Source organism: Flagellimonas onchidii (assembly GCF_004804315.1).
GTDB lineage: Bacteria > Bacteroidota > Bacteroidia > Flavobacteriales > Flavobacteriaceae > Flagellimonas > Flagellimonas onchidii.
The window spans coordinates 30,782-44,087 of record NZ_SRXX01000005.1; the positions used below are offsets into that span (position 1 = coordinate 30,782).

Below are 13,306 nucleotides of genomic sequence, written 5' to 3' on the forward strand. Positions count from 1 at the left end.
TTTAAATACCTTTGACGTTTCGAAAATAACAAAGCAGTTCTAAAATTCAGGTATGAGCAAAGAAAATCAGCGTAAGGAAGCACTATTGTACCATGCTGAACCACAGCCAGGAAAAATAAAAGTTGTCCCCACTAAACCATATGCCACTCAACGCGATTTGGCATTGGCCTATTCACCTGGGGTTGCAGAACCTTGTTTGGAAATTGAGAAAAATCCAGAAGATGTATACAGATATACTGCAAAGGGGAATATAGTTGCCGTGATTTCCAATGGAACTGCCGTGCTGGGGTTGGGGAATATTGGCCCTGAAGCTTCAAAGCCTGTGATGGAAGGTAAAAGCTTGCTGTTCAAGATTTTTGCTGACATTGATGGTATGGATGTCGAGCTTGATACTACTGATGTTGATAAGTTCATCGAAACTGTAAAGATTATAGCTCCGACTTTTGGTGGAATCAATCTGGAAGATATTAAGGCACCTGAAGCTTTCGAAATTGAACGTAGACTCAAAGAAGAGCTCGATATTCCTGTAATGCACGATGACCAACATGGAACGGCCATAATTTCTGCAGCCGCATTACTCAACGCGATAGAATTGGCTGGTAAGAAAATGGATGAAATCAAAATTGTGGTCAGCGGAGCTGGGGCAGCTGCTGTATCATGTACCCGCTTATACAAAGCTTTTGGTGCAAAAGCCGAAAATATAGTGATGTTGGACAGCAAAGGAGTGATTCGAAATGATAGGGAGAACCTTTCTGCCGAAAAAAGGGAATTTGCTTCTGAGAGAAAAATTGACACATTGGAAGAAGCTATGGAAGGTGCCGATGTTTTCATAGGACTCTCCATAGCAAATATCATGACTCCAGAAATGCTCAAGTCTATGGCTAAGAATCCCATCGTTTTTGCTATGGCAAATCCTGACCCCGAGATTGAATATAATTTGGCCTGTAAAACTCGTGATGATGTGATTATGGCGACTGGTCGTTCGGACCATCCTAATCAGGTGAATAATGTTTTGGGATTCCCATTTATTTTCAGGGGTGCTTTGGATGTCCGTGCCACCAAGATCAATGAAGAAATGAAAATGGCCGCAGTAAGGGCTTTGGCAGAGTTAACCAAAGAACCTGTTCCGGAACAGGTGAATATTGCTTATGATACAACCCGAATTGCTTTTGGAAAGGAGTATATCATCCCTAAACCATTTGATCCCCGTCTAATTACCAAAATACCACCTGCCGTAGCTAAAGCTGCTATGGAAAGTGGTGTGGCCAAAGCTCCAATTAAAGATTGGGGAAAATATGAAGAACAACTGTACCAAAGATCAGGGAATGATAACAAGGTCATGCGGTTGATGCATAATCGCGCCCGAGTCAACCCGAAACGTATCGTTTTTGCCGAAGCCGAACTGTTGGATGTAATGAAGGCAGCTCAAATAGTTCATGATGAAGGCATAGCCATACCAATTTTATTGGGTAACAGGGAAGTAATCGAAAACTTGAAGAAGGAACTGGATTTTGATGCGGATGTGACTATTATCGACCCAAGGTCAGATGAGTCCAAGGAAATCAGAACCAAATATGCCATGAAACTGTGGGAGTCCCGAAAACGAAAAGGAGAGACTCAATACAGTGCCAGAATCAACATGGGTAAACGTAATTATTTTGGCTCAATGATGATTCTTGAAGGCGATGCAGATGGAATGATTTCAGGGTATTCTAGATCTTATCCGAAGGTTTTGAAACCGGTTTTTGAGGTGTTGGGTAGGGCCAAAGGAGTCAAAAAAGCTTCTACGGTCAACATCATGATTACTGAAAGAGGTCCCCTTTTTCTAGCGGATACTTCTATAAATGTCGACCCAAATGCTGAAGAGTTGGCAGAAATTGCATTAATGACCGCGAATGTTGCAAGTACCTTTGGGTTTAGTCCGGTAGTTGCTATGTTGTCATATGCAAACTATGGTTCATCTAACCATCCTAATGCGCAGAAAGTAAGACAGGCCGTGGAGATACTTCACGAACGTAACCCAGATATTATCGTTGATGGGGAAATTCAGACTGATTTTGCTTTAGATCAGGAGCTTTGCCATAATAACTTCCCCTTTTCCAAGCTAGCAGGTAAAAAAGTGAATACACTGATTTTTCCTAATTTGGAAGCCGCCAACATTACCTATAAATTACTTAAAGGGTTGCATAATGCAGAATCCATTGGGCCTATCATGTTGGGCTTGACAAGACCGGCACACATCCTTCAGTTGGGGGCAAGTGTTGACGAAATGGTGAATATGGCCGCAGTAGCAGTGATTGACGCCCAAGAGCGAGAAAAAAGAAGGAAAGCAAAACAAGAACATTAATCCATCGGTCTAAATGATTGCCCATCTCAAAGGAAAACTGGTCGAAAAGAATCCTACCTATGTTATTATAGAGTGCAATGGGGTGGGATATTTTCTTAACATATCACTTCACACATTTTCCCAACTCAAAGATCAGGAGAATATTCAATTGTTTACCCATCTGCAGGTTAAAGAGGATTCACATACCCTTTTCGGATTTGTGGAAAAAACCGAACGCGAAGTTTTTAGATTATTGATTTCCGTTTCTGGGGTGGGCTCCAGTACCGCTCGAACAATGTTATCATCTTTGTCTCCTGCTCAAGTTCGTGATGCAATCGCCAATGGTGATGTGCCTATTATTCAGGGAGTCAAGGGGATAGGAGCTAAGACTGCTCAGAGAGTAATATTGGACTTAAAAGACAAAATTTTGAAAGTCCAAGATATGGGAGAAGTTTCCCTTCAATCAAACAATACAAGCAAAGAAGAAGCGTTATCTGCTTTAGAGGTTCTTGGTTTTGTCCGAAGACAATCCGAAAAGGTTGTGGACAAGGTGTTATCCGAAGATCCTTCACTAAGCGTTGAGAACATTATAAAACTGGCGCTGAAAAATTTGTAACTAGTTTGAAAAGAGGGGCAAAACCAATACTTAGATTTTTAAGATCTAAGCACTTTTTCTTTGTTGTAAGTTTCTTGGTCACCATGCAGATTGTGGGGCAAGAAGCTGATGTCCAGGCTCAAGACTCTGTCCAAACCGGAGTGGCTTTGGGGCGTCTGATATTGGAAAACCCCGATAGTATTATTGCCAAATACACCTATGACCCTAATTTAGATCGTTATATCTATACAGAAAGTATTGGTGATTTCAACATTACCCATCCTACAATCTTAACCCCTCAACAATACTATGATTTGGTCCAGAAGGAGCAAATGAAATCCTATTTCAAGGAAAAGATAGATGCTTTTGTTGGGAAGAAACAAGGATCGGAAGAGGCCAGAAAAAACCTTTTGCCCAATTTTTATGTAAACAATAGTTTTTTTGAATCTGTTTTCGGAGGGAATACCATTGAAGTAATTCCGCAAGGGTCCGTGGCAATGGATTTAGGGGTTTTGTGGCAAAAAAATGACAACCCTGCACTTTCACCACGTAACAGAACGAATCTCTCCTTCGATTTTGACCAAAGAATAAGTCTAAGTTTATTGGGGAAGGTGGGTGAACGGCTGCAAGTAACCGCCAATTATGATACTGAAGCGACATTCGATTTTCAGAATCTGGTTAAACTGGATTATACACCAGATGATGATGACATACTTCGAAGTATCGAAATCGGTAATGTGAATATGCCTCTAAATAGTTCACTGATTACTGGGGCACAAAGTCTGTTTGGGGTAAAAACGCAGCTACAATTCGGGAAAACTACCGTTACTGCAGTGTTTTCTGAGCAACGTTCGCAAAATAATACAGTTGTGGCCCAAGGTGGAGGAACACTGAACGAGTTTGCATTGACTGCTTTGGATTATGATGAGGACAAACACTTTTTCTTGGCGCAATATTTCCGCGATAATTATGACCAAGCTTTGGCAAATTATCCATTTATAAGAAGTAATGTTCAAATTACCCGTTTGGAAGTTTGGGTGACCAACCGAAACCAACAAACTCTGAATGTTAGAAATGTTGTGGCAATTCAGGATTTGGGTGAAGCTATAGAAAATAGGACTCGGATTGGAATAAATGGAGGTGCCCCAGCTGGTTTCTTTGATACTTCCGCTATCGCTACGGGCTACCCTCAGAACGGTGCAAATAATTTTGACCCCGATCAAATTGGAACAGGAGCTTTGACGCAATCCATTCGTGACATTGCGACTGTAGAACAGGGATTTAACATTCCTGGATATCAAGTAAACCAAGGTTTCGATTATGCTATTTTGGAGAACGCTAGAAAATTGGAAATAGGTCGGGATTATCAATTCGATTCACAATTGGGCTATATTTCCTTAAATCAACGCTTGAGCAATGATGAGGTATTGGGGGTCGCTTTCCAATATACTATTGATGGTCAGGTATTTCAAGTTGGGGAATTTGCCAATGGCGGAATTGACGCCACAACAATTTCCGGAGGAGTTAATCCGATTATTGAGAACAACACTTTGATTCTTAAGCTTCTCAAAAGCAACATTACCAACGTGGAAGACCCTATCTGGGATTTGATGATGAAAAACATCTACTCCACCGGGGCATTTCAATTAAGTCAGGAGGATTTTAAACTGAATATTTTATACTCAGACCCTACACCTAGAAACTATATTACCCCAGTTGACCCCAACATGGGATGGCCAACTGGTCTAGAGGAGCGTATTCTGATAGATGTGTTTAATCTAGATCGCTTAAATGTATACAACGATGTGCAACCCGGGGGGGATGGTTTCTTTGATTATGTCCCGGGAATTACTGTGGACCCACAGTCGGGTCGCATCATTTTTACAAAGGTTGAACCTTTTGGAGAGTATCTTTTTGATCTTCTTGGAGGTGGAAACTATAATGTGGAAAATGATGCCGGTTATAATGCCAACCAAGAGCGCTACGTATTCAGAAATATGTACGCCAAAACCAAGGCAGCTTCCTTACAAGATGCCGAAAAAAATCGCTTTCAAATAAAAGGACGTTACAAGTCTGAGGGTAATAATGGTATCCCTATTGGTGCTTTTAACGTGCCGAGGGGTTCCGTTCGAGTAACAGCAGGAGGGAGACAGCTGCAAGAAGGGATTGATTATACCGTCAATTATCAAGCTGGAACGGTGCAAATACTGGATCCAGGTTTGGCGGCTTCGAATACCCCAATCAATATTTCTGTTGAAAACAATGCCGTATTTGGACAGCAAACAAGAAGGTTTACAGGGATAAATGTGGAACACAAATTCAACGAAAACTTTGTCCTGGGTGGTACTTTATTGAATTTAAATGAACGTCCGTTGACCCAAAAATCCAATTTTGGAGTCGAACCGGTAAACAATACCATCTTCGGATTAAACGGAAATTTCAGTACTGAGATTCCGTTTTTGACTAGGTTGGTCAACAAATTGCCAAACATTGATACTGATGTCCCTTCTAATCTTTCCATTCGGGGAGAAGTAGCCTTTTTAAAACCAAGTTCGCCCAAAAATGCGGATTTTGAAGGTGAAACAACTACATATATTGATGATTTTGAAGGAGCACAGGCCTTGATTGATATTCGGTCATCTTTGGGATGGTCTTTGGCGAGTCCTCCAGTGGAATTTTTACAAGATCGAACGGATATTGATGTAGGTTATGAGCGTGCAAAACTGGCTTGGTATACCATCGACCCAATTTTTTACACCAACCAAAGACCCACAGGGCTATCTGATAATGATGTCTCCTTGAATACCACTAGACGGGTATTCATCAATGAAATATTTACCGAAACCGATATCGCCCAGGGTCAGACTCAAGTACAGGGTACTTTGGATTTGGTATATTATCCAGATCAAAAAGGGCCCTATAACGCAAATCCTGATTTTGCAGCAGAAACTCCTCAAGAAAAATGGGCAGGGATTATGCGTCCTTTGAGCAGCACCAATTTTGAGCAATCCAACGTAGAATTTGTGCAGTTCTGGGTATTGGACCCTTATATAGATGGTGAAACCTCTGATGCCAATGTTGGAGAATTGGTGCTCAATCTAGGTAACATTTCTGAAGATATTTTACGGGATGGAAGAAAACAATATGAAAATGGACTTCCGGCAAGTACAAATAACGAAATCCCTAGAGAGACCATTTGGGGGCAGGTGCCTTCGACTCAGTCTTTGGTCTATGCCTTTGATGCCGATGAAGGCAACCGTGATCAACAAGATGTTGGTCTGGATGGATTAAACGATTCTGAGGAAGCAACAATCTATAACGGGCCAAGTGAAGACCCCGCTTTGGATAATTATCAATATTATTTGAACAGGGAGGGAAGCATTTTAGAACGTTATATCGATTTCAATAACCCTGATGGAAACTCTCCTGTAGCGGTCACCAATACAAATAGAGGGTCAACAACTTTACCAGACGTGGAAGACATTGATCGGGATTTGACCATGAATACGGTAAACAGTTACTTTGAGTACCGTATTCAAATCAGGCCTAATACCACGATTGATGATCAGTACGTAACGGACATTCGTCAAGGTATGACGCCACCACTTCCTAATGGAGGTCAACTGAACAGGAGATGGATTCAGTACAAAATTCCATTAAGTGATATTTGTGACGATTGCAGAATTGGAGGAATTTCTGACTTCCGCTCCGTGAGCTTTATGCGTATGTACATGACTGGATTCACCGATGATATTGTACTTCGTTTTGCTACTTTGGATTTAGTGAGGGGCGATTGGAGAACCTATACCAACTCTCTGGAATCGGATAACGATGACCCTTCGGACGATGACACGGTTACCGATGTGAATACAGTCAACATTGAAGAGAATTTTGGCAGACAGCCGATTCCCTATGTTTTGCCTCCTGGAGTTATTAGGGAACAATTGAACAATAACAACACCATTATTCGGCAAAACGAACAATCTTTGTCGTTTGTGGTCGAAAATTTACAACCTCAGGATTCTAGGGGAGTATTTAAGAATGTAAATATGGATGTTAGGCAATATGAACGCATTAAAATGTTCATGCATGCCGAAAAGATATTGAATGGCGATTATTCCGATAGCGACACACCCTTGGTCGGTTTCCTTCGAATTGGAACAGATTTCTCGCAGAATTTCTATCAGATTGAATTACCCCTTCAGTTTACACCTTTCAATGTAACTTCAGCTGATGAAATCTGGCCAGAAGTCAATGAGATTGATATTGCCCTAAGTGATTTGAACAAAGTAAAATCACGTGGTATTGCCGAGCAAACTTTGGATCAAATCCGTTATTACGAAATTGTGGATGGTGCCGCGGTTCCTGTAGATGAATTTGCCCCAAGGGAATTGGGTAGGCTTCGGATAGGAATTAGAGGTAATCCATCTTTAGGAAGCCTGCGTGCAATGATGGTGGGTGTTAAGAACATTGATAATTTACCTGCGCGGGGAGAGGTTTGGTTTAATGAATTACGACTTGCTGGTTTAGATAACAATGGAGGATGGGCTGCCATTGCAGCCTTGGATGCGAATATGGCCGATTTTGCCAATGTTACTGCTACGGGTTCAAGAAGTACCTCGGGATTTGGTTCCATTGATCAAATGCCCAATGAGCGATCCAGGGAGGATGCTATTGCCTATGATGTGGTCACCAATGTCAATGTTGGGCAATTGTTGCCTAAAAAATGGGGGATACAGATACCTTTCAATTACGGAATTTCCGAAACCCTTATTACCCCTGAGTTTGATCCGGTCTACGATGATCTTAAGTTGGATGACCGAATTGCCGCCGCGACAACACCTGAAGATGCAGAAACTATAAAAAAACAGGCAGAAGATTATACCAAAAGAAGAAGCATAAATCTTATCGGAGTTCGTAAAAATAGAGGAGAAGAGGCCAAGGAAAATTTCTTTGATGTGGAGAATTTTACATTTAACTATTCATACAACGAAACCAATCATAGGGATTTTGAGATTGCTAATCTGCGTGATCAAAATGTCAATACCGGATTTGTGTACAATCACAACTTTAAACCTTCACCTGTAGCGCCATTTGCTAAGAACGACTCCATTTTAAGAAGCAAATATTGGCAATGGCTCAAAGAGTTAAACTTTAATGTGCTGCCAACAAGTTTGTCGATAAATACAAATTATAACAGGTCGTTCAACCAACAACGGTTTAGGGAAGTTATTGAACCCAATGTAGATGCGTTGGAATTGCCTTTGTTGCAACAACGTAATTATCTCTTCAATTGGCAGTATGCACTTAATTATAATGTAACAAAATCTTTGCGATTGCAGTTTACCGGGTCTAATAACAATATTGTTCGAAACTATTTTAACCTTGATGGTGACCCGGACTCAGGAATTAACGAAGAACTGGATTTATGGGATGGGTTTTTCGATGTGGGAGAACCAAATCGACATTCTCAGCAGATGCAACTAAACTATGAGTTGCCATTCGATAAGTTTCCATTTCTGAATTTTATGAATGCCCAATACACGTATACCAGTAATTTTGATTGGCAACGGGGTGGTGATGCTCTTAATGAAGTTGTACAGGAAGAAAACCCTGGGGAGCAGGTAAATACAGTGCAAAATGCCAGTACACATAATCTTACCGCTAATTTGACCATGCAACGGTTTTATGACTTTTTGGGCCTGAAAAAACGTGATGGCAAGGTAACGGCCAGTCAGGCACGCCAAAGAAGGGATAAAGCCGGTAATCCAGCTTCTGGAGCAGAAGATGAAAAGCCTCTGAAGAAAACAAGCAAAGCCTATAACACTTTGGTAGATATATTGACAATGGTCAAGAGAGTCAATGTCAATTATAGTGAGAATAGAGGAACAGTGTTGCCGGGATATACACAATCCATTGGGTTTCTGGGAACAACACGTCCAACTCTTGGTTTTGTTTTCGGAAGTCAGGCAGATGTTCGCTTTCAAGCTGCTCGTAATGGTTGGTTGACTACATTTCCAGAATTCAATTCTCAATATTTACGAAATGTTAATCGACAATTAAACGTTACGGCTACAGCACAACCTACACAAGATTTAACCATAGACCTTACTGCGGACAGACAATATTCAAGTAGTCTGCAAGAAAATTATAGCCCTGAGGAATGGATAAATGGCAGAAGTGGACTTATAAATGAGTTAGGAAATTTCAGTATCTCCACCGTGATGATTGGAACCATTTTCAACAAAAGTGACGAATTTGATTCCAAAACATTTGAGCAGTTCAAAGCAAACCGAATTACCATTGCCAATAGATTGGTTTCCGATAGGGGGGAGTCTCCTGGTACTTTGGATGATGATGGATTTCCTCAGCGTTATGGAAAAACCCAGCAAGAAGTTTTGCTTCCAGCGTTTTTTGCTGCCTATACTGGTCAGGATGTGAATCGAGTGAATCTAGATGCTTTCCGGCAAATACCGATTCCCAATTGGAACATAAAGTATACAGGTTTAATGAAAAATAGGTGGTTCAAAAAGAAGTTCAAACGTTTTTCTTTGACCCATGGATACCGCGCCGCTTATAGTATCAATTCTTTTCAGACCAATCTGGAAAAGGAAAACAATCAGTATGACCCTGAAACAGACGATATTTTGCCTGAAAATATTATAGGGAATGTAGTTCTCAATGATGAATTTAGTCCTCTTATTCGAGTAGATTTTGAAATGAAAAACTCGTTTAGTTTCTTGGCTGAAGTACGCACGGACAGAACATTGTCGTTGAGTTTTGATAATAATTTGATGACGGAAATCAACGGTAAGGAATATACTTTAGGATTGGGGTATCGATTTAAGGATGTGAAGTTCGTTACCAATATTGGAGGAGAGAGAACTCGTTTAAAAGGTGATCTCAACCTCAAGGCAGATTTATCACTTAGGGATAACATTACGATTATCAGAAATCTAGATATAGATAATAACCAAATTACTTCCGGTCAAAAATTAATGTCCGTAAAATTCACGGCCGACTATGCCTTGAGCAAAAGTTTGAATGCACTTTTCTTTTATGATCATTCGTTTTCTCAATTCGCTGTGTCCACTGCATTTCCTCAAACTACCATTAATACCGGTTTCACCCTTCGGTACAATTTTGGGAACTAGTTAAGGAGCATAGGAAGCTCTCCTTTATAACCTTTTATTTTTGTTGTAAAGTTTACTTGAAAAGCTATGCTTTATCCGTTACATTTGTCTTCGTACTTAAACAAAACGAAACAATGAACATACCAGCAGAGTTAAAATACACAAAGGACCATGAGTGGGTTAAAATCGAAGGAGATGTTGCCACTGTAGGTATTACGGATTTTGCCCAAGGCGAGTTGGGGGATATTGTATATGTAGAAGTAGAAACGGTAGACGAAACCTTGGACAAGGAAGAGGTATTTGGTACAGTTGAGGCTGTAAAGACCGTTTCTGACTTGTTTTTGCCATTAAGTGGCGAGATTATTGAGTTTAATGAGGTTCTGGAAGATGAGCCGGAAAAGGTGAACACTGATCCTTATGGCGAAGGTTGGATGATTAAAATAAAAATGAGTGATTCGTCCGAAACAGAGGGATTAATGAGCGATGAAGATTATAAGGCATTGATTGGTGCTTAAAACATACATTTTTACCATTTTATTTCTAAGTTGGATATTGTTTATAACAATGCTCAGCTTATTTTCTTTTTCGGACTTTAATTTGGATGTTGGTGAATTAAACATTCCCTATGCCGATAAGATTACCCATTTTACTTTTTATCTTGTTTTTTCTATTTTGGGGTGCCTTTTTTTACGCGAGCGAACCCAAGGTGGTATCGCATTGAGGAAAAGTACGGTTATAATAGGTTTTGCTGCAGTTTTTTATGGTATGTTTATTGAGATTTTGCAACATACCATAACCATTGACCGTATGGCTGAGTTTGGAGATGTTATTGCCAACACCCTTGGTGCAATTGTAGGCTTAGTCTTAATTAAATGGTATTTTTCTAAAGAAAGGCCGTTAAAATGGAAATTTTAATTGTTTATTTCATCAATTAATAATTAAATTAGCAAACACTAAAATCAAAACGATGGAACTAAAAAAGAATCCAAAAGCGGATGTAGGAAAAAACAGTTCACTCTATTTTGTAATAGGGCTAGCCGCTGTTTTAGGGTTGGTTTATGGAGCCATGGAGTGGAAAAAATACGATAAGGCAAATGATTATGACATTTCAATGAATGTCGAAGATCAATTGGACGAGGAAGTGCCAATGACCGAACAGATAAAAACTCCACCACCTCCACCACCTCCAGCTGCTCCTGAGGTAATCGAGGTTGTTGAAGATGAGGAAGAAGTTGAGGAAACCGTTATCGAATCCACAGAAACTAGCCAAGAAGAAGAGGTTATGGAAGTGGAAGAAGTAGAGGTTGAAGAAGTGGAGGAAGATATTTCAGTTCCTTTTGCGGTAATCGAAGATGTACCAGTTTTTCCTGGGTGCGAAAGATCAAAAAATAAAAAAGCATGTTTTCAGGAGATGATGCAGAAGCATATCCGTAAAAACTTCCGTTACCCAGAAATTGCCCAAGAAATGGGTGTTCAGGGAAGGGTAAACGTAATTTTCGTTATCCAAAAAGATGGAAGTATCGGTAATATTAGAATGCGTGGGCCTGATAAAAACTTAGAAAAAGAAGCTTTGCGTATCATTCAAAAGTTACCAAAAATGACTCCAGGTAAGCAAAGAGGTAGAGCGGTGAAAGTTCCATTTAGTATTCCAATTACCTTTAAGCTACAATAAGATATTTAAGGTTCCTGCTGAGGTGGGAATGGAAAAAGCCCTAGCTTTTTAAGCTAGGGCTTTTTTATTCAGTAGTTTTGGCTATGCATGATAATAGCGCTCATTGACGATTTTTCCATCCTTCCATTGAGTACGTACTACCTGTTCAAAACGATGTTTAGTTCCATCATTTGTATCAAATTCCATAACGGCTTCATAAAAAGTAGTGTCACCCTTTACAGCGGGGCCACTGATAATCTGATAGCCATGAAAGGCAGTTACTGTATCCAATAATTTTTGCTCCTCCGCAAGACAGAATTCCTTGCCCACTTTTGCCGGGTTGTTTCCTTCAAAAAGTTGAACGTCATCCGCCAAATAATTCTCCATTGCCTCAATAAACTTTCCCTCAGCTAATAAGTTGATAACTTCACTGGTCTTTGCCAACATTTCTTGCTCTTGTATTGTAGTTTCCATTGATAAGTATTTAAGATTAATATTTTGTTTAAGCAAAAATACTGGCGGAGTGAGCGGTTCGAATTGCAGATTTTTCCCGAATACTATTATGGATTTCCCATATATCGAAAAGAATGAATGATTATGATGAACAAGGCCTAAAGTGAAATGGCCATCCTTTAAAATTTATCTTAAACTTCTGTATAAAGTTTCACGCATTTTTTCAGGATTGATATAACCGTTGCCATGGGTTGCATCATATTTGGATAGTAAGGAAGAGTTATTCTTGACCTGATCTAAGGTCTTTCCCTGATCAATTTCATTTTGAACAATAGCCTGAATGTCTTTCAACATTGCGGTATAGGTTTCCAGTTCTCTCTTGTTAGAAGGTCGACCATGGCCAGGGATGATCTTCGTGTTTTCATCAATTAACAGCAATGCTTTATGATGTGCTGCAATATACCCCTGTATACTACCTCCATTGTTAAGATCTATGTACGGATATCTTCCAGAAAAATAGGTGTCTCCCATGTGCAGTACATTTTCGTTCAGGAAATAGATCATGGTGTCACCGTCGGTGTGAGCATTGTGAACATGTAGGGCCATTATGGTTTCATCTCCGTCATAAAAGGTCATTCCTTCCGAATAGGTAATTTCAGGCAAACTTTTTTTGTAGTCTGACGGGCTCATTTTGTTGGCTTCTACATTTTTAAGTCCATTTTTCTTAAGTTTTTTCCGAACGTTATCATGGGCGATAAGAGTTGTGGTCTCTGAATTGAAATTAACGTTTCCACCAGTATGATCTCCATGCATGTGTGTATTGACTAAATAGGATATAGGTTTGTTTGTCAGCGTCGCAATCGCTGCTTTTATCTTGTTGCTCAAAGGGGCAAATTGGTCATCGATCATGAACACCCGATTATCTCCCACGTAGATTCCAATATTTCCACCCCTGCCGGTTAGCATATAAGTATTTTCACTTAAGGTGTCTATTGAAATGGTAACATCTTGACCGTAAATTGAAAATGTCAAAAAGAATATCAAAGAAAATAAGGAGGCGCGCATAATTAAAGTTTTATGTTTGATTGCAATTAATAAGACGCAAGGTCTTTTCAAAAATAACATAAAGACTAACAATAGGTTGGAAA

The 13,306-nt window shown here is 40.0% G+C and carries 8 protein-coding genes; 6 read left to right on the forward strand and 2 right to left on the reverse strand.

The window, feature by feature from the left end:
- Positions 1-52 precede the first annotated feature (52 nt).
- The 6 genes from E4661_RS06675 (at position 53) to E4661_RS06700 (ending at position 11,726) form a co-directional block, all read left to right on the forward strand.
- On the forward strand, positions 53-2,347 hold the full coding sequence (locus E4661_RS06675) for an NADP-dependent malic enzyme (protein ID WP_136466058.1): 2,295 nt from the start codon (positions 53-55) through the stop codon (positions 2,345-2,347).
- 13 nt (positions 2,348-2,360) lie between these two features.
- Positions 2,361-2,942 (forward strand): Holliday junction branch migration protein RuvA, encoded by a 582-nt coding sequence (ruvA, locus tag E4661_RS06680; protein ID WP_136466059.1) that lies wholly within the window; start codon positions 2,361-2,363, stop codon positions 2,940-2,942.
- 5 nt (positions 2,943-2,947) lie between these two features.
- The gene (gene sov, locus E4661_RS06685; RefSeq protein ID WP_417936350.1) at positions 2,948-10,075 is read left to right on the forward strand and encodes a T9SS outer membrane translocon Sov/SprA; all 7,128 of its coding nucleotides are present in this window, start codon (positions 2,948-2,950) and stop codon (positions 10,073-10,075) included.
- Between the two features lie 113 nt (positions 10,076-10,188).
- Complete coding sequence (gene gcvH, locus E4661_RS06690; RefSeq protein WP_136466060.1) at positions 10,189-10,569, forward strand: glycine cleavage system protein GcvH; 381 nt, start codon at positions 10,189-10,191, stop codon at positions 10,567-10,569.
- Positions 10,570-10,618: 49 nt separating this feature from the next.
- On the forward strand, positions 10,619-10,969 hold the full coding sequence (locus tag E4661_RS06695; RefSeq protein ID WP_136466061.1) for a VanZ family protein: 351 nt from the start codon (positions 10,619-10,621) through the stop codon (positions 10,967-10,969).
- 52 nt (positions 10,970-11,021) lie between these two features.
- Positions 11,022-11,726 (forward strand): energy transducer TonB, encoded by a 705-nt coding sequence (locus tag E4661_RS06700; protein WP_136466062.1) that lies wholly within the window; start codon positions 11,022-11,024, stop codon positions 11,724-11,726.
- Between the two features lie 81 nt (positions 11,727-11,807).
- Here the strand turns inward: E4661_RS06700 and E4661_RS06705 are convergent, their stop codons facing one another.
- Both E4661_RS06705 and E4661_RS06710 read right to left on the reverse strand, forming a co-directional pair.
- Positions 11,808-12,179 carry a SnoaL-like domain-containing protein gene (locus E4661_RS06705; RefSeq protein ID WP_136466063.1) on the reverse strand — a complete coding sequence of 124 codons (372 nt, stop codon included), beginning with the start codon at positions 12,177-12,179 and terminating at the stop codon, positions 11,808-11,810.
- A 165-nt stretch (positions 12,180-12,344) separates the two neighbouring features.
- Positions 12,345-13,223, reverse strand: coding sequence for an MBL fold metallo-hydrolase (locus tag E4661_RS06710; RefSeq protein WP_136466064.1), 879 nt, complete (start codon positions 13,221-13,223; stop codon positions 12,345-12,347).
- Positions 13,224-13,306: the final 83 nt, after the last annotated feature.

Excerpts from the sequence above, each read along its gene's own strand:
- E4661_RS06675 (WP_136466058.1), top strand. The coding sequence starts at position 53 with ATGAGCAAAGAAAATCAGCGTAAGGAAGCACTATTGTACCATGCTGAA.
- ruvA (WP_136466059.1), top strand. The coding sequence starts at position 2,361 with ATGATTGCCCATCTCAAAGGAAAACTGGTCGAAAAGAATCCTACCTAT.
- gcvH (WP_136466060.1), top strand. The coding sequence starts at position 10,189 with ATGAACATACCAGCAGAGTTAAAATACACAAAGGACCATGAGTGGGTT.
- E4661_RS06695 (WP_136466061.1), top strand. The coding sequence starts at position 10,619 with ATGCTCAGCTTATTTTCTTTTTCGGACTTTAATTTGGATGTTGGTGAA.
- E4661_RS06700 (WP_136466062.1), top strand. The coding sequence starts at position 11,022 with ATGGAACTAAAAAAGAATCCAAAAGCGGATGTAGGAAAAAACAGTTCA.
- E4661_RS06705 (WP_136466063.1), bottom strand. The coding sequence starts at position 12,179 with ATGGAAACTACAATACAAGAGCAAGAAATGTTGGCAAAGACCAGTGAA.
- E4661_RS06710 (WP_136466064.1), bottom strand. The coding sequence starts at position 13,223 with ATGCGCGCCTCCTTATTTTCTTTGATATTCTTTTTGACATTTTCAATT.